This is a genomic window from [Pantoea] beijingensis (genome assembly GCF_022647505.1).
In the GTDB taxonomy this organism is placed as follows: Bacteria; Pseudomonadota; Gammaproteobacteria; order Enterobacterales; family Enterobacteriaceae; genus Erwinia; species Erwinia beijingensis.
Genome location: NZ_CP071409.1, coordinates 1,278,345 through 1,300,181 on the forward strand (window position 1 = coordinate 1,278,345; position 21,837 = coordinate 1,300,181).

Below are 21,837 nucleotides of genomic sequence, written 5' to 3' on the forward strand. Positions count from 1 at the left end.
ACTACAGAATGAAAACATTATTAGTCGCGGTAGATAATTCACTGATTGCACGCAAAGTGGTGTCGCTGGCCATTGAACAGGCGCTGGCACATCAGGCTAAAGTTATTGTTATTTGCTGTGTCGATCCCAGCTATTTTTCTACCCCGGAGGTAATCAACATCAATGCTGGTGAGGATCCTGCTGACTTCGGTATGGCGCAAGATGAGCAAAATACGGCAGAAGCCGCCGTCCGCCATGCGCTGGCTGAATTCCTTCGTGCCGGTATCGATGCACATGGACGCGTACTGGCCGGTGAGGCAGCCGAAACCATTGTCACCCAGGCTAACGAATTACAGGCTGGGATGATTATAATGGGGAGACGCCATCTTTCGTCGTTTAATCGTTTGTTAAAGGGATCGGTTAGTGCCGCCGTTATAGAGAGAGCAAGCTGCCCGGTATTGGTTGATGTGCGTGTAGATTAATCGGCGGAAAGCGATGTTGCCTTTATTTCAGGCGCATAGTTATTGGTTACCGAGGTTTTTTTTGAATCACGTTCTGGTTTTAAGCCTGTCAGCAGTGCTGTTGGCTCTGTTTCTCATTGTTGTGCTGTGGACAAAACGCGGAAAAGTTAAACGTGCCGTCGCGTTATTGCTGCTTGTTATTTCCGTTATGAGCGCAGTGGCGGTTTATTTTCAAGTGATTGAACCCGCGCAGCGACGTGATGCGCGTCTGCGAAATGCACAGCAGCAGCTTGCAACAACCCCCGTTTACCGCGTGATTAAACAGCAGCAGCCAGCGTTGTATAAGCAGCTAAGCGAAGCGCTGAATCAGGCGATACTTCAAGGGATGCCTGCGACTAAAGCGATAAACCAACTGCGGCCGATGCTGTCGACTTTACTGAATCAACATATTGGTCGTGCCAGCGATGAGACTATTACTCGTTACATGCGATTATCCGTTAGCCAGATGCAATATCTGCGTACGAAAGATCCGCAGCTCTGTTTTAAATTCCTTTTCCCGCAAGTCAGTGGTGGCGTTAGCATAGGCGATATCTTGCCTGAGAAGCTTATACAGGATGATTTACTGCGGACGGAAGAGCTGCTGACATCCAGTATGGGGGCAAATAAAACAATAGATATGCCGGCGGCACGCAAAAGTCTGCAGGGGATTGTCGGTACACTTTATGGCCGCTGGGGAAATGATTTGCAGCAGCTTAATATGCCGCCGAACGTGCGCACCGATCGTCCTAAAATATGCGATATGACAATCGACCTCTATCGTGCAGTGCTGGAACTCCCCACCGAACAATCGGCAAATGTGCTGCGTATGATGCTGAGCGCGGATGCCCGGTAACAGGTAAAAAAAAGCCCGCTCGCCGCGGGCAGATTAATCTAATCTATTGTAATTGTTGATGTAAAGTTGGTGTGGCACAGGCAACCAGAGGTTGTCGGAAACTATATTGCCACTTGTTGACTGAAAGCGATAAACGGTTAAGTTTATCGATTCAATCGTTAAAAAGTTGCATAAGCTTCTGTGTTTTACCCCTATTCTGATTGTTATGAAAGACTGGCTTGTTATGATGCCGCACCAAAACGGAGGAAAAGAAATGAAAATCCAGATGGCGGGTGCCGTGGCTTTGCTTTTATTGGTTGGATGTACATCCAGTAAGCCCGGTGCTTTTGAAAAAATTGATGAAGATCCAATTTCCAATACCGTGCAGTATCGATTTAATCCGCAAAAAGTAAATCGTGATGCAATGCTGAGCGACCTTGCCGAATATTGTTCCCAAAAAGGGTTTGATATTGCCGAGCCGCTACCGATTCAGGACAGCAACCTGCCGGGATTAAAAAAAGTATGGTATCAGTGTAATTACAGCCTTAAAGGTTAAAGTTATTCGGCTGTATATATTTCAGACAGAGTAATGCCTCGCGAGAAATAGCCTTTTGGTTCATTTGGGGAATCCCACGCTGAAATGTCGTCCGTGTACAACGTCCTGTAATGTCAACGCGTTAATTATTATGTCATCTTCCTGCAGCCCCTCAAGCTGCGTCAGTTTGTCCGATGAGTAACACACTACCGCTGAGTGGACCGACGAGCCAATCCATTGCCATTGAAAAAATGGGTATTTGGTCTTTTACTCACGAAGAATGGGCGAGAAATTTCTCGCCCAATTGCTTTACTTCTTTTCTTATATTGCTGTATGCAGGCTTTGCCCACGCTATGAGAGTAATACCCGTCTATTTCAGGCTACAGGTTTTTTGACTGCGCTGTGCGCCCTGGAACTCAAATTATAGGGGTATAACAAGCTCTCATATTCTTTTGGCGACAACAACTACCGTCCCCGGTGATGCCATCCACCGTGATGGTAGTCTCTGTGGCCATGATATCTATCGTGAACAAGACAACCACTTAACATCATTATTACTGCCGCCACGACGGACGTTTTAATGATTATTTTCATGGTAAGCCTCCTCACTTTCAATGAAGAGAACTTTACCTTTTAAAAGTGGAGGAATAATGCCTTAAGTGTAGATTTATTTTAGTAGTTGTGTACGAATGTTACGTATTAATGAGTATTTATGTGAGAAATTGAGAATGGAATAAGAATTATATGAATGTTCATCGCCGGAAGCTTTTGTTCACCAGGATATATCTTAAAATCATTCGTTGTGCTCTTTCTCACCGACTTTGTGCTGAATAAAACGGGCGACCGGGGCAAACGATGCCGCTTACCCCGTTGGTCCATCCGCTATTAGCCGTGGTTATAGGCTTCCTTAAATGCTGCTACTTTGTTAGGCAAACGAACGATCAGGGACATTATCAGCGAAATAACCAGCAGTGCCATAATCAGGCTGAAGGTAATTGTAAATCCGCCAAAGAGTGAAGCAATCAGTGATCCCAGCACACTACCGACACCAAAACCAAGGTAGAGCAGGCCGTAATTTTTGGTCAGATTATTCAGCCCGAAAAAATCACTGACCAGCGAAGGGTAGACGGTGATAGTGCCGCCAAAACTAAAGGCTACGCAGGCAACGGAGATAAAGAAAGTGGTTTCACTCATCTGCGTAAACAGCAGAATACTCATGCCCAGTAATGAAATGACCTGAGCCAGGCTGATCACCCGAATACGTGCCATTTTATCAGAAAGCACACCTAATACTAAACGTCCACTCAGGTTAGCGATGGCAATAACCGTGACAGCGCTGGCTGCGGTTTGCGTGCTGAGATGGACCAGGCCCTCACCGATATCTTTTGCCACACCGATCACATACAGGCCACTCATGCAAGCTGTCAGAAACATCAGTGCCAACATCCAGTACTGTGGCATCCGTACCGCTTCTGCCAGCGAGTATTCGCGTGTGCTTTTTACGCCATTAACACTGGTGGTTTGTTGCTGAGGAGCATCTTTCATAAACATCGCGCCGATGATGATCATCACCATCGCTATGCCGCCCCAAATCAAAAACGTGGTTTCAAGACTATTTACGCTTAGCAGATAGCTGCAAATAAATTTAAAACCGAGACTGCCCAAACCATAAGCACCAATAGCACAGGCTGATATCACGCCTTTACGCTCCGGGAACCATTTTACACAGTTGGAGAGGGTAAGCAGGTAGCCTGCGCCGTCAGCCAGACCAACCAGGACGCCAGCGCTGAGATAGAGCATAAACAGATTGCTGGCATGTGCGGTGAGGAAGAAGCCAACTGCCATCAGTATACCTGCACCGACGGTGACTTTGCGTACGCCAAATCGTTCTTGCAGCTTCCCCGCAACCGAGGAGGCAACCGCCAGACCTAAGCTTAGCAGGCCGAAAGAAAACGCGACCTGACTAATCGGTGCATCAAGTTTTTGTGAGAGTTGACTATTGAACAAGCTCCAAGTGTAAACCGACCCTAAAGCAAATTGAGTAATAATAGTACCGAAGAGGGTTAGCCAGCGTGTGCGATTTATTGTCTTGACTGCTGTTTGCGTGCTCATGAATTCTCTCCCATAGGGGAATGCTGAAATTGAGCAAATGATAGGGCGAACCAGTTAGCGCAGGGAGGAAACAGCATGAGCTGCTATAAATACGGAATGAAATGCATTGAGAACGGAATGAACGGCCTTGAATACCAGCGTAATTGATAGGGCAGAAGAGAGTAAGGGGTTAAATACGTTAATCAAAATGCATTGATATGTAAATAAAAATCATCGATTGATCGGCTGATAGCCCGTGTTATGAATCTGTTCAGCATCCCATTTTTCGTAGATACGCTTACGGAGAGTGTAAATTGCACAATATCATCCGGAATGCTCTGATAAATCCCTGTAGGAGCGCTTAAATTCGTATAATTCCCCCAAAAATGGTTTTTTTTGCCAGGCTTAAAATGTGTACAACAGGAGGATATATGAAAGATCGAGCATATGAATCCGTATCTAATGAGGAAGAAGTCTGCTGTCTAATCGGTCAGGCTGTTATTGAACTCAGTGATGCAAACCAGCCGGTGAATAAATCGACGTTGTCATTAAAACTCTTATCGATGGCTGACAGAGATAATGATGATGAAAAAGTCATCCTTTACTGGATCGCCAGAAAAGCCATCATGCAGCCCCATAAATTTAATATTGGGGTAACGCGCTGGGCAAACACGCAGTAGCGTAGGCGGCGGGCAGGGAAGCCAGCCGAATGATCCTGGCCGCGTATAGTATGTAATCCATGCAGACTGAACTCGTATTCCGCAGTGGTGAGGTCAATATATCTGACAAATTTCACCGCTTCCTACGAAAGTCATTCATTTACTGCTTGCTGGTTTGCATTGGATAAAATTGATGTGCGACTGCCAACAAACTAATGCAGACCGATGTGTTAAGGCGGTCTTGCTGTATATGGGAATTTTCGAACTAAAACGGATGGTAACGAACTAATGACTGGCGTCCCCTGCAGGAATCGAACCTACAACTAGCCCTTAGGAGGGGCTCGTTATATCCATTTAACTAAGGGGACGAGGGCGGGGAGTATAACCTGTTTTTAACTGCTGATTAAACACTTAGCCACCCGATTGCTCATTACATCGACAATAAAGTTCGACTATTTTTACGTCTTCGCTTCGGCACGGTCGGTTTTGTCCTTTTTGGCACGGGCCTCAGCTTTCGCCTTCAAGCTGATTTCATTGCGAATCTGTGCATGACTGATCAGCGCGAAGATAAAGGTTCCACCGATGATATTTCCCGCCAGCGTGGGCAGGGCAAATGGCCAGATAAACGCGTGCCAGCTTATGCTCCCACTGAAAACCAGGTAAAGCACCTCTACTGAACCGACCACAATATGCGCTAAATCGCCTAACGCAACCAGCCAGGTCATCATCATAATGACCACAATCTTCGCGGCGCCAGCTGAGGGGACCATCCACACCATGGTGGCGATGATCCAGCCTGAGACGATCGCATTAGCAAACATCTCAGATGGCGGATTTGCCATCACCTTCTCGCTGATATGGCTGAAAGCGCTGCGCGTGGCATCGTCAAAAACGGGAAGATGATTAAATGCCAGTGCCGCGAGAGCCGTGCCGATCAGATTACCGACCAGCACGATCCCCCAAAGTCGAAACAGCAAAAAAAAGTTGCTGCCGCTAGGTTTATGCATAACCGGGAGCACGGCAGTCACCGTGTTTTCGGTAAACAGTTGTTGGCGCGCCATGATGACAATCACAAAGCCAAAGGTGTAGCCTAAATTTTCCAGCAAAAAGGCGCCGGGCACATTGGTCAGATGTACCTGAAAAATCCCTTTTGCCATAAGTGATGCGCCCATTGAAAGTCCGGCGGCGATTGCTGACCAGAGTAGCGCCATACCATCACGTTCTAATTCTTTTTCTCCTTCATAGCGGATCTGCTCGTGGATGGCAGCGGCGGCAGAGGGCAATTCCTCCGCATCAACCTCAATGTCTTCCCCTTTAGCTTTCTCTTCGCTTTCCACCTCAACGTCATTCTGTTTATTTTTTTCTGGTCGCATCATCATTTCCCCGGAAAATTTTTATTGTTGGTATTAAGCGTAGCGGGAAATCCGTCAGGCTTACAGGTCACTGCCAGACTGTTAGTGTGAGAACAACGTGCCGTTAGTGCTTATTTTTGTGGCATATGCCGACAGAAAAGCCTGGATAAAGAGCATTATCCGGGCGGGCGCTCAAAAAGCTGGGATCCTGTAAGCCGCCAGCGGGGCGGAGAGTGTCTCGGGGATGAATATATTGGACGTTGAATGCTGAACCGGTAGTACGCTCGCCAGGTATGATTACACATAGAATCAGATAAGCAGCATGCAGAAAAAATGTTCCCTGGCGGCGGAGTATTGTATATTTCTGTATCTGACGGTGTTTTACCCGTTCCAGTGGCAGTGGAAAACGGCCGCTGAGTCGCTTTATTCAGATCACCTCAGGATGCAGATAGACGGTGACACGAGTGCTTACTCTAATAAACAATTCTGGAGGTAAACCCTTTAGCAACAGACTTGAATGCTGTTGAAGGGAAGGCGCTTTAAGTGTAACCGATTAACCTTTAGCACGAAGTATGACGGACATATTCATTATCGCTGATGGTAGCAAAATCATGATGCCCGAAGGCCCCTTTTTATGATGCTTCAGGCGCTATGTTTTTGAGCGGTTTCAAGCCAGCGGGCGGTAGTGCTGGCGTAAACTCAGCCATATGGCGGTTACCCGCATTTTGCGGTTGAAATGCACTGGCAGCTGTCCTGACGTGGTAATTAATTAATCAGTACAGGGAGAACAACATGAATTACCGCCTGACGGGTTTGGCACTGGCAAGCGTATTGCTGGTTGGATGTGCCAGCTCGACGAACAGCGACGAAACGCAAGGGCGCTCCGATCCGCTGGAGGGCTTTAACCGTACCATGTTCGACTTCAACTATAACGTGTTAGATCCTTATGTTCTGCGCCCGGTTGCGGTGGCATGGCGCGACTACGTGCCAACGCCCGCGCGTACGGGGCTAGGGAATTTTATGAGTAACCTTGATGAACCGGCTGCGATGGTTAACTCCTTTCTGCGGGGAGATCCCTATCGCGGGATGGTTCACTTCAACCGTTTCTTCCTGAACACCCTGTTAGGGATGGGAGGGTTTATTGACGTTGCAGGGATGGCGAATCCTAAATTGGCCAGAGAGGAGCCTCAGCGTTTTGGCGGTACGTTGGGCTCTTATGGTGTCGGTTATGGTCCCTATGTCGAACTTCCCGCTTACGGTAGTTTCACACTGCGTGAAGATGGCGGCGATTATGTGGATACGCTCTATCCGGCCCTGAGCTGGTTGACGTTCTGGATGTCGGCAGGCAAATGGGTACTTGAAGGCGTGGAAACGCGTGCGCAGCTGTTAGATTCCGATGCTATACTGCGTAACTCAGCCGATCCTTATGCCTTTGTTCGTAATGCTTATTTCCAACGCCATGACTTCCTGGCTAGGGGTGGAAAACTGAAGCCGCAGGAAAATCCGAACGCTGCCGCGATTGAAGGCGATCTTAATGATATAGATTCCAATTAATCGCTAGCAACAATAAAAAAGGCATGTCATTCGACATGCCTTTTGCGTTAATACAGGTAATTTCATTAAAACTTATAGTTAAAGTTTGCGCCGTATAGCCAGGCTTTACCTTCTGATTTGAACTGATAGTTCTCTTCCTGAATGGTAACGCGTTGGCCGTGCATATAAGAAATACCCATATCGATAGACGCGTCCTGATTAAATGCATAGGACGCTCCCGCACTTAGCCACAGGCGATCCTGATCGGGGATTGAAATCGAACGTTTGTTGGCTGGAACCGGGCTATCATCAAAGGCAATACCGGTACGGAATGTCCAGTTATCGTCATAGAAGTAAGAGGTACCCAAAGCAATACGCCAGGCATCTTTAAAACTTTCATCTTTCTGGAACAGCGTCTGGCCGCTGGAGCCGGTAGCTTTCAATTCCTGGAATTGGCTCCAACTGGTGTAGGCCATACTGTAGTGAACCGCCCATTGTGGCGCCACTTTATGGTAGCCCGAGACTTCCCACATTTCGGGTAGGTTGAGCGTTAAAGAGCCCGGAATTGTACTGCCATTGGTGCCCCAGGGAAGGCCCATAGACGGCCCTATGGGATTAAGCGCCGAAGGTAGGCTGCTCTTATAATCGCCGTCGAAATCGATCTTCACTTCGGAACGGTAGGTTAAGCCAAAGCGATTATTTTCATCAACTTCATACAGGATGCCTGCGTTCCAGCCATAGCCCCATTCATCCCCTTTCAGATGGGCAATTTGCGTGTCGCTCGGGACTCCCAGCAGCGCCCCTGATTCACCGGCGTAGCGTTCAATTTTGGCGCGTGCATAGACGGCATCAAAGCCTACGCCAAAGCTAAAGTGCTGATTTAAACGGTAGGCGGTACTGAGATTAAAATTCGCCGTCATCAAATCGGTTTTGCCGGCAAACGGTCCGGCGGTGTAATCATTATTAAATTCGGTTGCCAGACCATAGTTAGACGTTGCCGAGGCACCCACCCACCACTGGTCATTGATCGGCTGGACATAATGGATGTTAGGTACCCACTGTGAGGGGGCAATGTTGTTAGCCTGCAGGCTATTACCGGTTGCGCTGGTACCATCGATATCAACGCCGGGATCGATATAGATCGCGCCAATAGAAAAAGAGGGGCGATCCATCAACGCCATGGTTGCCGGGTTACGGCTGGCTGAGGCTGCGGTATCACCCATGGCCCCTTCGCCAGAGTAAGCGCGTCCCAGACCGATTGATGAAAATTCGTTGAGCTGGAAGCCCGCCGCATAAACGTTGGAAGAGACAATCGCCATTGCAGCTGCCACAGCTGACTTTGCAAACAGGTTCTTATGGTTCATGACCACAACCTCATCATCTGATTTTTATTAAATTCTGTTACATGGCGTAACAAGGATCGCGGATTGTAGGGACTGAAGTACGGCTAACAAATCAGACCAGTGCGGCAAGTATAGGTCCGACCTGTGTCAATGTTGCAATAATGCTCTTTAAATATGACTTAAATGATGCAGGAAATAAGATCTGGTTAACAAAAATTGCAGAACTGAAAATGTCGCAAAGTGTCTCCTTTGTTTTGGATCAATTTTAACTGTGATATTCGTCACTTAACGTGATGAACGCCCCACAAAGGTAGAGTGGCGGAGCGGGGAAGCGTAAACTGTGGGCAGTAAATTTCCTTATCAAATTCGCGGGTGGGACCCTTTAAACGGATGGGTTAAAACACCGGCAGAGACATTCTGGAGAGAATCATGACTGATGCGATTAATAAATGCAGTGCGAATGAAACAGCTGCCTGCTGTTGTGTTGATGTCGGAACAGTTATGGACAACACAGATTGTACAGCGTCTTACAGCCAGCTTTTTGACAGCCGCCGACAGGCCGAATCACAGCTGGCGGTGCTGAGCAGCAAAGCCCGCTCGGTAGAGTCCGATCCCTGTGATATTCAGGCTCGCTTTGATGAGACAGCTCAAGGGGTTCGCCTCGATGTTGATTTCACCTTCGCCTGCCAGGCTGAGACCCTGATATTCCAGCTTGGCTTACGTTAATCAGGCGTTTTCTCTACCTCTTTGCGCATGGAAAATTAACTGACTATGCCCGGCCTGAACCTGGCGCTTAGCGCAATGAGCGGCAGGGAGGTAGCCTTACAGACGCTAACCCTATTTGCATATCGCTTTTGTTGCCGTATGAATGAGTACCCGCTTCTCATTCTCGCCAATACGTGTTTCTCCTCGCATTTTTCCTGCTAGCTGTCTGGCGCAATATCCTATTTTGGTTAACACTGATGATCAGGTCAGACCTCTTTCGGCAATGATGCCACTCGATCTCAGTTAACAGGTGATAATAATGAGCAAGGCGCAACCATTATTGACGCGTCAGGGCGAACGTATCGCGATAACCCATGGATTACGAACGCCCTTTGCACGCCAGGCGAGTGCGCTACAGGGGATTACAGCGATTGAATTGGGGACAATGGTAGTCAGTGAATTGCTGGCTCGCAGTGATATTCCTGTAGAGGCAATTGAACAACTGGTGTTTGGCCAGGTGGTACAGATGCCCGCAGCGCCGAACATTGCGCGTGAAATTGTACTCAGCAGCGGTATGAGTGTGCATACCGATGCTTACAGCGTGAGTCGGGCCTGTGCTACTAGCTTTCAGGCTGTCGCTAATGTGACGGAAAGCCTACTGTCCGGGACCATCCAGGCCGGTATTGCGGGGGGCGCTGACTCCTCTTCTGTACTACCTATCGGCGTCAGTAAAACCTTGGCGCGAGTGCTGGTCGATCTCAATAAAGCGCGTCGTTTATCGCAAAAAATAAAGCTGCTTGGCCAGCTCCGTCCTCGCGATCTTCTTCCTGTTCCGCCTGCGGTCGCGGAGTACTCAACCGGGTTACGGATGGGAGACACGGCTGAGCAAATGGCGAAATCCCATGGTATTACCCGGGAGCAACAGGATGCCCTGGCGCATCGGTCACATCAGCATGCAGCCAGGGCTTGGGAAGAGGGTAAGCTGGCTGATGAAGTGATGCCAGCGTTCGTGCCACCGTGGCAGAGTGCGTTTAAGAAGGATAACAACATACGTACGGCATCAGCGCTGGCGGATTATGCAAAGTTACAGCCTGCTTTCGATCGCAAATACGGTACGGTCACAGCCGCTAACAGTACACCGCTTACCGATGGCGCAGCCGCGATCATATTAATGACAGAGTCGCGTGCGCGCGAATTAGGGCTCGTCCCACTGGGTTACCTGCGTAGCTATGCCTTTACGGCCATAGATGTTTGGCATGATATGTTGCTGGGACCCGCCTATGCTTCTCCGCTGGCGTTGGAGCGTGCCGGCGTTGCTTTACATGAGCTGACGTTAATCGATATGCATGAAGCATTCGCTGCGCAAACGTTAGCCAACCTAAAAATGTTTAATGATGAGCGTTTTGCCCGCGAGGTATTAAATCGACCGCATGCGCTGGGGGAGGTCAATGAAGAGAAATTCAACGTGCTGGGGGGATCGATCGCCTATGGACACCCCTTTGCGGCGACTGGCGCGCGGATGATCACCCAGACGCTATATGAACTCAGGCGTCGCGGTGGGGGACTGGGGTTGGTAACCGCCTGCGCGGCAGGGGGTTTAGGCGCAGCGATGGTACTGGAGGTCGAATAATGGAACAGTCATCAGCATTTCATTTAACGATGCGCCTGGATAACGTCGGCGTGATCACCATTGATGTTCCCGGCGAGAAAATGAATACGCTCAAAGAGGCTTTCGCTGGTCAGATTCGTGAAGTGATTATTCGTGCGCGCGAAAACCCGCAGTTGGCTGGTTTGGTGTTTATTTCCGGTAAAGCAGACTCTTTTATCGCCGGTGCGGATATTATGATGATTGCTGGCTGTAAAAGCGCGGAAGAGGCGCAAACACTGGCGAAACAGGGGCAGAAAGTGATGGCCGAAATTGCCGCGTTACCCTTTCCGGTGGTGGCAGCCATCCATGGTGCCTGTCTGGGCGGCGGTCTGGAACTGGCCCTTGCCTGTAGCCAGCGGATCTGTACGGTTGACGACAAAACACGGCTGGGGTTACCTGAAGTTCAGCTCGGGCTGATACCGGGATCGGGGGGGACACAGCGTTTGCCGCGCCTAATCGGAACGTCTCATGCGTTGGATCTGATCTTAACCGGTAGGCCGCTACGCGCGCGGCAGGCGTTAAAAATGGGCCTGGTCGATGAGATGGTTCCACAATCTATCTTGCTGGATGCGGCGGTGGCTCTGGTACTGCGTGGTCGAATGAATCGTCCACCTCTGGCGGTACGCGAGCGTTTGTTAAACGGCCCACCTGGGCGTGCGTTACTGTTTCGGTTGGCGACGAAGAAGACTCGCGCCAGAACGAAAGGCCATTATCCGGCTACGGAAAGGATCCTATCCGTCATCCGTATTGGATTAGAGCAGGGTAAAAACAGTGGCTATGAGGCAGAAGCTAAAGCTTTTGGTGAATTAGCCATGACGTCGGAGTCTGAAGCCTTACGCAGCATTTTCTTTGCCACTACCGCACTGAAGAAAGAGCGAGGGGCAGAGGCGGACCCGTATGATCTGCGATCCATTGGCGTACTGGGCGGCGGCCTCATGGGCGGCGGCATTGCCTGCGTTACCGCGATACGCGCCGGGTTGCCGGTACGCATCAAGGATGTGAATGCGGAAGGCATTAATCATGCAATGAAATACAGCTGGGATCTCCTCAGTAAGAGGGTCCAGCGCAAACAGATGAAGCCTGCTGAGCGACTGCGTGAAATGGCGCGGATTTCAGGTGCCACAGATTATAAAGGTTTTCGACAACGGGACCTGGTGATTGAAGCGGTGTTCGAAGATTTGGCGCTCAAGCAACGGATGGTGGCGGAAATTGAACAGCACTGTATGCCTGAGACTATTTTTGCTTCTAACACGTCTTCGCTTCCAATTGGCGAAATTGCCGCGCAGGCGCAGCGGCCAGAAAATATTATTGGTCTGCACTATTTTAGCCCCGTGGATAAAATGCCGCTGGTGGAGATCATTCCCCATACGGGAACATGTGCCCAAACGATAGCAACCACCGTATCGCTGGCGAAAAAGCAGGGGAAAACGCCAATCGTTGTTGCTGACAAGGCGGGTTTTTACGTTAACCGTATTCTGGCACCTTATATAAATGAAGCGATGCGCTGTGTGCTGGAGGGAGAGCCCATTGAGTCTATGGATAACGCACTGGTACAGTTCGGTTTTCCTGTTGGGCCTGTTCAACTGCTGGATGAAGTGGGGATCGACGTTGGCACCAAAATTATTCCAGTCCTGGAAAAAGCCTGGGGTTCGCGATTTTCCGCCCCGGATGCCTTTGATGCTGTACTGAATGATGGGCGGAAAGGACGTAAAAATGGTCGTGGTTTTTATCTCTATTCGGCAGCGGGAAAAGGAAAAAATAGCAAAAAGCGCGTGGATAACTCGATTTATACCCTGCTTAACATTAAGCCAAAGCCGCAGCTTGATGACAAACGACGCGCCGAACGCTGTGTAATGATGATGCTGAACGAAGCGGTACGCTGTCTGGACGAAGACGTTATTCGTAGCGCGCGTGATGGTGATATCGGTGCAATATTTGGCATCGGTTTTCCACCATTTTTGGGCGGTCCATTCCGTTACATTGACCACCTTGGCGCAGGGTGCGTGGTAAACGTATTAGAATCATTGATGCACATCTATGGTGAGCGTTTCGCACCATGTGAAGCATTAAGGCGGATGGCTGAGACAGGTGCAAAATTTTACAAATTGGTTGATAAAAGCGATAACCATATTGATTCAGAGGCTTAGATTACCGTAGTTGCAGCGCGGCATCCGTTGCGGTTCCGATAAGCGCTTAATTAATACGCAATCGGTTGACTATACTGAAGGCATTGGGGTACAACACAGCGTTCATTCGCAGAATGAAGAGTCGGTGGATCGGTATCCCCGGCGGTTTTGTTTAACAAAAGCGGTGCATTATGCAAGTTTTTATCATGCGTCACGGCGATGCTGCATTAGATGCAGCCAGTGATTCAGTAAGGCCTCTTACTCATTGCGGTTGTAATGAATCTCGCCAAATGGCGAGCTGGCTAACTAGCCAGACGCTGGATATTGAGCGCGTTCTTGTCAGTCCCTATCTCCGTGCCGAACAGACGTTAGCCACGGTGCGTGAAGTGCTCCCACTGCCGGCAGGGCAGGATATTTTACCCGAGCTGACGCCGGGGGGCGACCCTGCTTTAGTTGCTTGTTATTTACAGGCGCTGGCGGATGAAGGGATTAAGTCTGTGCTGGTGATCTCGCACCTGCCGCTGGTTGGGTATTTGGTTTCAGAACTGTGCCCGCAAGAAGCCCCGCCGATGTTTGCCACATCAGCGATTGCCTGCATTGATTTTGATGCGGAAAAAAGCGAAGGTAAACTTCAGTGGCAGGTGAGCCCGTCTAAGCTGGCCAAAGCAATGTGATCCCCTCTCCCCGTCATCATTGATGCTGTCTCTGTGTTGGCTATGCTCAGTTATTCGGCCCATCTCTGGGCCTCGCCTTTTCAGGGCCGCGGTAGTCGCGCGTTCAAATCTGTTCCTGACAGACTTGTCACCCAAATCATTTACTGGAGTAAGCTCATCGGAACTTGCTCCCTTGCTCCCTTGATACAGCATCAATGATTTAGGGGAGATGCATAATGGCTGCTGCCTCTACTCTGTGTGCGAGTTTTAGACATCTGACACGGTCGAGGCTTACGGCAATTCCGGTGGTTGCCACTCTTCCACTTCAATCAAAACCAATAGCGCAGCATCGCCGCCGAACATTTTCGGTGCCTGATGGAAAGCCATTACGTGTGGATGTTGTGCCAGCCACAATGGTGTTTGCTGTTTCAAAATATGCTTACCATGGCCGTGCATCACGCTGGCGCAGAATAGATGTTCCCGACGGCAGGCAGCAATCAATGCGCCCAGTTCTTGTTTTGCCTGATTTTGCGTTAGGCCATGGAGGTCGAGAAATATTTCTGGTGTGTAATCGCCACGCCGTAGTTTTTTCATTTCATAATGACTGACGTCACCGCGGACATAACGTACCGGACCTTCGCTTGACAGCAGAGGCTGAAATTCATCAGAAAAGTAGTGGCTATTATCCGCCTGCTCTGAAAGCAGGCGTTTCTCTGGCACTACACCGATTTTTTTGCGTACCGGCGGCGGCGTTACTGTGTCTTGTTTTAGCTGACGGGTACCACTCATCAACTGACGAAACAGTGCTTTATCATCGGCGCTGAGCTTATCTTTCTTAGTCATTATTCTTCACTGTCACCAACATCATTCGTATTGCAGGGAGGCAAAACCTGGCATTTGCCGTGCTAACCCAAGTTTGCCGCCAGTAACGGCTAACCCCTTCGTCATTCGGGGCCTGGCAACTGTATAAGATTTAAATCAGGGGAAACGCGGGACAGCGCCAGGCAGCATCTGCATGCTACCTTAACCCGTGCCTGCAACAAAAGTCAGCTTTTTAACACGCCTGCGCTGAATTATCTGCCGCTTCGTGGCAAACTATCGGCCGGTTTTACAGAACGGCCTGCGGAGGGCTACTTTGGACAAAATTTTCGTCGATGAAGCAGTGAATGAGCTGCACACCATTCAGGATATGCTGCGCTGGGCGGTGAGCCGTTTTTCAGCCGCGAACATCTGGTATGGTCATGGCACGGATAACCCATGGGACGAAGCCGTCCAACTGGTGTTGCCCACGCTCTATCTTCCGCTGGATATTCCGGAAGATATGCGCAACGCACGTCTTACCTCCAGCGAGCGCCATCGCATTGTTGAGCGGGTGATTCGCCGTATTAACGAGCGTATTCCTGCCGCTTACCTTACTAACAAGGCCTGGTTTTGCGGTCATGAGTTTTATGTTGATGAGCGCGTTCTGGTGCCACGCTCACCAATTGGTGAATTGATCGGTAACCGCTTTACATCGCTTATCGACCATGAACCACAGCATATTCTGGATATGTGCACCGGCAGCGGCTGCATTGCCATCGCCTGTGCCTATGCGTTCCCTGATGCAGAAGTCGATGCGGTAGATATCTCCCTTGATGCACTGGTCGTGACTGAACGCAATATCGAAGAGCACGGCCTGATGCAGCAGGTCACACCGATTCGTTCCGATCTCTTCCGCGATTTACCCAAAACTCAGTATGACCTGATTGTCACCAACCCGCCGTATGTCGATGCGGATGATATGGACGATCTGCCGAATGAATATCGTCATGAACCGGAGCTGGGATTAGCTGCGGGTAAAGATGGGCTTAAACTGGCGCGCCGTATTCTGGCTTGTGCGCCGGATTACCTCGCTGAAGATGGTATCCTGGTCTGTGAAGTGGGCAACAGCATGGTACATATGATGGAACAGTATTCTGACGTTCCTTTTACCTGGCTGGAATTTGATAACGGCGGTGATGGTGTATTTATGTTGACAAAGCAGCAGATTATCGATGCGGCACATCACTTTAAAATCTATAAAGATTAACCCAGAAGAAAGGAGCCGTATTCAATGGCGGGCAACACTGTTGGTCAATTATTCCGCGTCACGACGTTCGGCGAATCGCACGGTATCGCGCTTGGCTGCATCGTTGATGGCGTACCACCCGGTATTCCGCTAACCGAAGCGGACCTGCAACATGACCTGGATCGGCGCCGTCCCGGTACCTCGCGGTATACCACCCAGCGCCGCGAGCCGGACCAGGTGAAAATTCTCTCCGGCGTATTTGACGGGGTAACAACCGGGACCAGCATTGGTTTGCTGATCGAAAATACCGATCAGCGTTCGCAGGATTACAGTGCGATTAAAGATGTGTTCCGGCCGGGACATGCCGATTATACCTATGAACAAAAATATGGCCTGCGCGATTATCGTGGCGGTGGACGCTCTTCTGCGCGTGAAACGGCGATGCGCGTTGCGGCAGGGGCCATTGCCAAAAAGTACCTTGAGCTGAAACATGGCATCAAAGTCCGCGGATATCTCGCCCAGATGGGTGACGTTGTTTGTGAACTGAAAGACTGGGATCAGGTTGAGCAAAATCCTTTTTTCTGCCCGGACCCCGACAAACTGGAAGCGCTGGATGAGCTGATGCGCGGCCTGAAAAAAGAGGGCGACTCTATTGGCGCGAAAGTCACGGTGATGGCGGAAAATGTGCCGGCGGGCTGGGGGGAACCTGTGTTTGACCGACTGGATGCCGATCTGGCCCATGCATTGATGAGTATTAATGCGGTGAAAGGCGTGGAAATTGGTGACGGTTTTGCCGTGGTTAACCAACGCGGTAGCCAGCATCGTGATGAGATCCGGGCAAACGGTTTCCAGAGCAATCACGCGGGCGGAATTTTAGGTGGCATCAGTAGTGGCCAGCCGATTGTCGCGAATCTGGCAATGAAACCGACTTCCAGCATTACCGTACCGGGGAAAACCATCAATCGTGAAGGACAAGAAGTCGAGATGATCACCAAAGGACGTCACGATCCCTGTGTGGGCATTCGTGCGGTGCCGATTGCCGAAGCGATGATGGCGATTGTGCTGATAGATCATCTGCTGCGCCAGCGTGCGCAGTGCGCGGATGTTAATTCAACGGTCCCTCGCTGGTAACAATATGAAAAAAAGCTTGTTAGCCTTGTGCGCGCTGCTGCTATCGGCATCATCTCTGGCGGCAACACCCTGGCAGCGTGTTGAACATCCGGTCAGCGGTAGCCCGCGAGCAATTGGCCAGTTTGCCAATGGGTGCATTATCGGTGCGCAAGCGCTCCCGATTGAGGCAGAAAATTATCAGGTGATGCGTCAGGATCAACGCCGCTATTTCGGTCACCCCGATCTTATCCTCTTCATCCAGCGCTTGAGTACCCGGGTGAGTAACCTGGGGTTGGGTGAGGTATTGATTGGTGATATGGGCATGGCGGCCGGAGGGCGCTTTAGCAGTGGTCATGCCAGCCACCAGTCGGGACTGGATGTTGATATCTGGTTACAGTTGCCGAAACGGCGCTGGACGGCACAACAGCTGTTAAAACCGCAGCCGCTGGATTTAGTTGCTGCGGATGGTAAACAGGTCGTTACTCGTCACTGGCAGCCAGAGATCAATAATCTGATCAAACTGGCGGCAAAGGATAATGATGTCACGCGTATCTTCGTCAATCCGGCGATTAAACGACAACTGTGTGCAGATGCTGGCAGCGATCGCGACTGGCTACGCAAAGTACGTCCTTGGTTTGGCCATCGTGCGCATATGCATGTACGCTTGCGCTGCCCGCCAGAAAGCCTTGAATGCCGGGATCAGGCGCCGCCGCCTGCCGGTGATGGTTGTGGCGCGGAATTACAAAGTTGGTTTGAACCCGCAAAACCGGGAGCGGGTACGCCAGTGAAACACCTACCGCCGCCGTTACCGCCATCGTGTCAGGCACTATTGGATTCGCATCGTCTTCAGGAACGCTAAATGGATTGGTTTGTCGTCAGCCCGCTTCTGGTGGGAATGTTATTTTTCATTGCGATGCTGGCTGCGTTTATTGATTCCATTGCCGGCGGTGGAGGATTGCTCACCGTTCCGGCATTGCTGGCTGTTGGCCTTTCACCGGCTCAGGCATTAGCCACCAATAAGCTCCAGGCCGTGGGCGGTTCCTTTTCAGCTAGCCTGTATTTTGTGCGGCGTAAGGCGGTCAATCTCGCGGACCAGAAGCTGAACATCGCGATGGCTTTTAGCGGTTCAGTCATCGGTGCCACGCTGATACAGCATATTCAGCCAGGGCTGTTGCGTCAGGTCCTGCCGTTGTTGATTATCGCGATTGGCCTTTACTTTCTGCTGATGCCACGTCTTGGGGAAGAGGATCGCGTCCGCCGCTTGTACGGTCTGCCATTTGCGCTTATTGCGGGCGGATGCGTAGGTTTCTATGACGGTTTTTTCGGCCCCGGTGCCGGATCCTTCTATGCACTGGCGTTTGTTACTCTTTGCGGTTATAACCTCGCAAAATCCACCGCCCATGCCAAGTTGCTGAATTTTTCCTCAAATCTTGGCGGCCTGCTTTTTTTTATGTTTGGCGGAAAAGTGGTGTGGGGGACCGGTATCATCATGTTGCTTGGCGCGATTTGTGGGGCGAGATTAGGTGCCCGAATGGTACTGAGTCGCGGCCAGAAACTGATCCGGCCAATGGTGGTGATCGTCTCAGTTGTGATGAGTACGAAACTGTTGTATGACAGCCATGGTGCGCAAATTAGTGCCTGGCTATTACAGCTGATTCATTGACCTGGCACGCTATGATTAAACTGGCCAACATGCGAAAATTGCGCGTTTTTTTACGCGATGAATAATAAGATGACGACAGAACACCATTATCAGCAGCTGATTACGCTGTTCGATCGCTGTTTTAGCGATGACTTTCAGACCCGCCTGATTAAAGGCGATGACGAACCCATTTATCTTCCTGCAGATGAGCAGTCACCATGGAATCGCGTGGTGTTTGCGCATGGCTATTATGCCAGTGCGCTACACGAGATTTCACACTGGTGTATTGCTGGTGCTGAACGTCGCAAACAGGTTGATTTCGGCTACTGGTATTGCCCGGACGGGCGCGATGCCTCTACGCAGCAGCAGTTTGAGTCGGTAGAAATTAAGCCGCAGGCGTTGGAATGGTTATTTTGTGCCGCTGCAGGCTTTCCCTTCAACGTAAGTTGTGACAATCTCAGTGGGGATTGTGAGCCCGATCGCATCGCGTTTCAGCGTCAGGTCCATGCTCAGGTGATTGATTATTTTGAAAAGGGCATTCCTGCCCGACCAGCCAGGTTTATTGAAGAACTTTGCTTGTTTTACTCAACGCCCCCGCTGACGGCGGCACAGTTTCCCTGGCCGGAAGATCTGTGCTGAACGGGGAGTGAATTTTTAGAGAAGAGGAATTGACATGATCGACGAATTTGAAGCGCGTATTCTGGCCCTAATTGATGAAATGGTCGAGCATGCCAGTGATGATGAGCTCTTTGCCAGCGGCTATTTGCGTGGCCATTTAACGCTTGCTGTGGCAGAAGTTGAGCAGTCTGGGGAGCATACGCCAGAAGCGTTGCAGATTCACGTGCGGAACAGCTTACAGAACGCCATCGCTGCCGGCGAACTTTCACCTCGCGATCAGTCGTTAGTAACAGGCATGTGGGATAATCTTTTCCTTCAGGCGCGTAGGCCTGCCTGATCGTACCGGGCGGCCATTCTCGCCGCCCGCATTGCTTTACTTCACCGTTTTTCCTTTCAGCAATTTTCTTATCCAATAGCGGTTAGGATTCAGTGCTGCCAGCGTTGCACGGTCCAATGGGATAGGTTCCTTACACAGTTGTGCTGCTAAAATTTCTGCGGCTAACGGCGCGCTACATAGCCCGCGTGAGCCCAACGCACCAAACACAAATAATTGTGGCCATACCGGCGCTGGCAGTATGGTGTCGCCGCCGATAATATCCTGATGAAGATGCTGATACTGTTCCAGGGTTTGCTGATAGTCAGGTAGCGCGCCGACCATCGGTAGATGATCGCGTGTGGCACAACGGACGCCACAGCGCGCTTCACCCGCGCTAATATCAATATCGTCAATCCACTGACTCTGAGGTAGGCAACGCTGCAAACGGTCCCGATTTTCCAGCTGATCCAACGCGCGATAATCAGTGGCGGTGTCGCCTCGCCGGTAACTGGCACCGATGCAGTGGGTGCCGAACTGTGGGCTATGTGGCGTAAGGTAGCCATCGTAACAAAGTACCTGCCTTAACGCACTGAGCCGTCCCTGAGAAGGGACATGACTCACTTGTCCACCTACGGCATAAACCGGCAACCGTTCGCTTTGCGGTAGCGCAGGCAGATTATATCCGGTGGCCAGTACGACGTTCTGATGAGTAACACGTTTGTTATCTGCAAATTGTAGCTGCCAGCCATTGTGATTTTTCTCCAACGCCGCCAGCGGATGGAGCCAGTGGATACGTAATCCTCGCTGTTGCGCCAAATCCAATGCGCTGGCCGTCAACTCTACAGGAGAGAGCCACCCGCCGAGCGGATAATGTATTCCTCCGCAGCCTGTGGTGACTTGCGCCAGCGATTCAGTCTGGTTAACGTCGATGCTTTGCGCCAGTTCATCGGGCAGCGACATCATTAACATTTGCGCAATTTTTTCACGACTTTTTTCATCCCAGGCCAACTGGGTGACGCCGCACCAGTCGTGCTCGAACGAGACCGGTAAGGCATCATACAGGCGTCGGGCAAAAGTAAAGGCCGCAGGGAAAAACTGTTTCAGGGCTTCATCCTGGTGATGCAGCAGCGGGTAAAGGGCTCCCTGGCGATTGCCGGAAGCACCAAGCGCAGGTGCTGCATCAGCACAGTAAAGCGTAACCTTTTTACCGCGTCGCAGGAGCGAGAGCGCCAACATCGCACTGGCGACGCCACCCCCAATAATGGCGATATCATTCCCTTCGGCAGCAGGGCGGGCATACCAGGGCGTGTTTGCTGCGAGGTTAGGGGCATGCTGCAACGTGCCGACCAACATTGAGCGCTTCGGACCAAAGCCTTTGCGCTTGACCGTATCGAAACCGGCGGCAATCAGGCCCCGTCGCACAAAACCCGCGGCGGTAAAGGTGGCCAACGTTGCGCCTTCGCGAGCCAAACGCGCCATCGCGTCAAACAGCGGGGGTGTCCACATGTCCGGATTTTTTGCGGGGGCAAAACCATCAAGAAACCATGCATCGATCTGGCGATCAAAACTGTCATCAAAAGTGTGAATAAGTTGATTAACATCCCCAAACCATAAATCAAGGGTGATTCGACCGCCGTCAAGCAGCAAACGGTGGCAGCCGGGCAGGGCCACCGGCCACTGTTGGCGTAATTGTTCCGCCCAGGGGGACAGTTCAGGCCAGTGTGCATGTGCCGCAGCCAGATCGGTACGGGTCAGGGGAAATTTTTCAAAGCTAATGAAGTGCAAACGCTGCAGTGTTGCCTGCGGTTCGGTTGTCCGGAAATGATCGAAAGCTTGCCACAGAGTGAGAAAATTCAATCCGGTACCAAAGCCAGTCTCTGCCGTAATAAACAGTGGGCGAGGATGGGTGCTGAAGCGTGCGGGCAGATGATTACCCTCAAGAAAAACGTAACGTGTCTCTTCCAGGCCATTCTCATTGGAAAAATAGACGTCACCAAATGCTCGGGATACAGGTGTACCCTGATCATTCCAGGATAATTCAGCATGTTCAACGGGGGACAATTTCACGAGAATGGCTCATTAATCAGGCAATGCCGTGATTTTAGCGATGTGGCTCACATGACGCAAATTTACAAAAGTTAAAAGCTG

20 protein-coding genes and 1 tRNA gene are annotated in these 21,837 nt (G+C 50.6%); 15 read left to right on the top strand and 6 right to left on the bottom strand.

Going from position 1 to position 21,837, the window contains the following annotated elements; translation table 11 throughout:
* The first annotated feature begins 8 nt into the window (after nucleotides 1–8).
* The 3 genes from J1C60_RS05770 to J1C60_RS05780 all read left to right on the top strand — a co-directional run bounded on the left by J1C60_RS05770 (nucleotide 9) and on the right by J1C60_RS05780 (nucleotide 1,867).
* Nucleotides 9–461, top strand: coding sequence for a universal stress protein (locus J1C60_RS05770; RefSeq protein WP_128178688.1), 453 nt, complete (start codon nucleotides 9–11; stop codon nucleotides 459–461).
* Nucleotides 462–522: 61 nt separating this feature from the next.
* The gene (locus J1C60_RS05775; RefSeq protein WP_128178689.1) at nucleotides 523–1,332 is read left to right on the top strand and encodes a hypothetical protein; all 810 of its coding nucleotides are present in this window, start codon (nucleotides 523–525) and stop codon (nucleotides 1,330–1,332) included.
* Between the two features lie 253 nt (nucleotides 1,333–1,585).
* Nucleotides 1,586–1,867: a hypothetical protein gene (locus J1C60_RS05780; protein WP_128178690.1), complete on the top strand. Its 282-nt coding sequence runs from the start codon at nucleotides 1,586–1,588 to the stop codon at nucleotides 1,865–1,867.
* Nucleotides 1,868–2,731: 864 nt separating this feature from the next.
* On the opposite strand, the gene J1C60_RS05785 is transcribed toward J1C60_RS05780, so the two are convergent.
* On the bottom strand, nucleotides 2,732–3,958 hold the full coding sequence (locus tag J1C60_RS05785) for an L-lactate MFS transporter (RefSeq protein WP_128178691.1): 1,227 nt from the start codon (nucleotides 3,956–3,958) through the stop codon (nucleotides 2,732–2,734).
* A gap of 410 nt (nucleotides 3,959–4,368) precedes the next feature.
* Between J1C60_RS05785 and J1C60_RS05790 the strand changes: the two genes are divergently transcribed.
* Nucleotides 4,369–4,617 (top strand): hypothetical protein, encoded by a 249-nt coding sequence (locus J1C60_RS05790; protein WP_128178692.1) that lies wholly within the window; start codon nucleotides 4,369–4,371, stop codon nucleotides 4,615–4,617.
* Nucleotides 4,618–4,889: 272 nt separating this feature from the next.
* Here J1C60_RS05790 and J1C60_RS05795 read toward each other — a convergent pair.
* Together J1C60_RS05795 and J1C60_RS05800 are read right to left on the bottom strand one after the other, a co-directional pair.
* Nucleotides 4,890–4,964: transfer RNA gene (locus tag J1C60_RS05795), tRNA-Arg, on the bottom strand.
* A 90-nt stretch (nucleotides 4,965–5,054) separates the two neighbouring features.
* Nucleotides 5,055–5,972, bottom strand: a complete 918-nt coding sequence (locus J1C60_RS05800) for a formate/nitrite transporter family protein (protein WP_375139779.1) — start codon at nucleotides 5,970–5,972, stop codon at nucleotides 5,055–5,057.
* Nucleotides 5,973–6,740: 768 nt separating this feature from the next.
* Here J1C60_RS05800 and mlaA point away from each other — a divergent pair.
* Entirely contained in the window at nucleotides 6,741–7,502 is a 762-nt protein-coding gene (gene mlaA / locus J1C60_RS05805) for a phospholipid-binding lipoprotein MlaA (RefSeq protein WP_128178694.1), read from the top strand.
* A 65-nt stretch (nucleotides 7,503–7,567) separates the two neighbouring features.
* On the opposite strand, the gene fadL is transcribed toward mlaA, so the two are convergent.
* Entirely contained in the window at nucleotides 7,568–8,845 is a 1,278-nt protein-coding gene (gene fadL / locus J1C60_RS05810) for a long-chain fatty acid transporter FadL (RefSeq protein WP_128178695.1), read from the bottom strand.
* A gap of 408 nt (nucleotides 8,846–9,253) precedes the next feature.
* On the opposite strand from fadL, the gene J1C60_RS05815 reads away from it, so the two are divergent.
* From J1C60_RS05815 to sixA, 4 genes are all read left to right on the top strand, one after another.
* Nucleotides 9,254–9,550 carry a YfcZ/YiiS family protein gene (locus J1C60_RS05815; RefSeq protein WP_128178696.1) on the top strand — a complete coding sequence of 99 codons (297 nt, stop codon included), beginning with the start codon at nucleotides 9,254–9,256 and terminating at the stop codon, nucleotides 9,548–9,550.
* A gap of 298 nt (nucleotides 9,551–9,848) precedes the next feature.
* Nucleotides 9,849–11,159, top strand: coding sequence for an acetyl-CoA C-acyltransferase FadI (gene fadI / locus J1C60_RS05820; RefSeq protein ID WP_128178697.1), 1,311 nt, complete (start codon nucleotides 9,849–9,851; stop codon nucleotides 11,157–11,159).
* A complete protein-coding gene (fadJ, locus tag J1C60_RS05825) occupies nucleotides 11,159–13,324 on the top strand; it encodes a fatty acid oxidation complex subunit alpha FadJ (RefSeq protein WP_128178698.1) in 2,166 nt (721 codons plus the stop codon). Before fadI ends, fadJ begins: the two co-directional genes overlap by 1 nt.
* Nucleotides 13,325–13,494: 170 nt before the next feature.
* Nucleotides 13,495–13,977 (top strand): phosphohistidine phosphatase SixA, encoded by a 483-nt coding sequence (sixA, locus tag J1C60_RS05830; RefSeq protein ID WP_128178699.1) that lies wholly within the window; start codon nucleotides 13,495–13,497, stop codon nucleotides 13,975–13,977.
* A gap of 270 nt (nucleotides 13,978–14,247) precedes the next feature.
* Here sixA and smrB read toward each other — a convergent pair whose 3' ends face one another.
* Nucleotides 14,248–14,799 carry an endonuclease SmrB gene (gene smrB, locus J1C60_RS05835; protein ID WP_128178700.1) on the bottom strand — a complete coding sequence of 184 codons (552 nt, stop codon included), beginning with the start codon at nucleotides 14,797–14,799 and terminating at the stop codon, nucleotides 14,248–14,250.
* A 292-nt stretch (nucleotides 14,800–15,091) separates the two neighbouring features.
* Here smrB and prmB point away from each other — a divergent pair, with 292 nt between their 5' ends.
* The 6 genes from prmB to J1C60_RS05865 all read left to right on the top strand — a co-directional run bounded on the left by prmB (nucleotide 15,092) and on the right by J1C60_RS05865 (nucleotide 19,710).
* Nucleotides 15,092–16,024, top strand: a complete 933-nt coding sequence (gene prmB, locus J1C60_RS05840) for a 50S ribosomal protein L3 N(5)-glutamine methyltransferase (RefSeq protein WP_128178701.1) — start codon at nucleotides 15,092–15,094, stop codon at nucleotides 16,022–16,024.
* A 24-nt stretch (nucleotides 16,025–16,048) separates the two neighbouring features.
* The gene (gene aroC, locus J1C60_RS05845; RefSeq protein ID WP_128178702.1) at nucleotides 16,049–17,134 is read left to right on the top strand and encodes a chorismate synthase; all 1,086 of its coding nucleotides are present in this window, start codon (nucleotides 16,049–16,051) and stop codon (nucleotides 17,132–17,134) included.
* Between the two features lie 4 nt (nucleotides 17,135–17,138).
* Nucleotides 17,139–17,972: a penicillin-insensitive murein endopeptidase gene (gene mepA, locus J1C60_RS05850; protein ID WP_128178703.1), complete on the top strand. Its 834-nt coding sequence runs from the start codon at nucleotides 17,139–17,141 to the stop codon at nucleotides 17,970–17,972.
* On the top strand, nucleotides 17,973–18,776 hold the full coding sequence (locus J1C60_RS05855) for a sulfite exporter TauE/SafE family protein (protein ID WP_128178704.1): 804 nt from the start codon (nucleotides 17,973–17,975) through the stop codon (nucleotides 18,774–18,776). It abuts the gene before it with no gap.
* A 69-nt stretch (nucleotides 18,777–18,845) separates the two neighbouring features.
* Nucleotides 18,846–19,394 (top strand): elongation factor P hydroxylase, encoded by a 549-nt coding sequence (locus J1C60_RS05860; RefSeq protein ID WP_128178705.1) that lies wholly within the window; start codon nucleotides 18,846–18,848, stop codon nucleotides 19,392–19,394.
* Nucleotides 19,395–19,428: 34 nt separating this feature from the next.
* Nucleotides 19,429–19,710 carry a YfcL family protein gene (locus tag J1C60_RS05865; RefSeq protein ID WP_128178706.1) on the top strand — a complete coding sequence of 94 codons (282 nt, stop codon included), beginning with the start codon at nucleotides 19,429–19,431 and terminating at the stop codon, nucleotides 19,708–19,710.
* Nucleotides 19,711–19,746: 36 nt separating this feature from the next.
* Here J1C60_RS05865 and mnmC read toward each other — a convergent pair whose 3' ends face one another.
* A complete protein-coding gene (gene mnmC, locus J1C60_RS05870; protein WP_128178707.1) occupies nucleotides 19,747–21,756 on the bottom strand; it encodes a bifunctional tRNA (5-methylaminomethyl-2-thiouridine)(34)-methyltransferase MnmC2/FAD-dependent 5-carboxymethylaminomethyl-2-thiouridine(34) oxidoreductase MnmC1 in 2,010 nt (669 codons plus the stop codon).
* Nucleotides 21,757–21,837 lie beyond the last annotated feature (81 nt).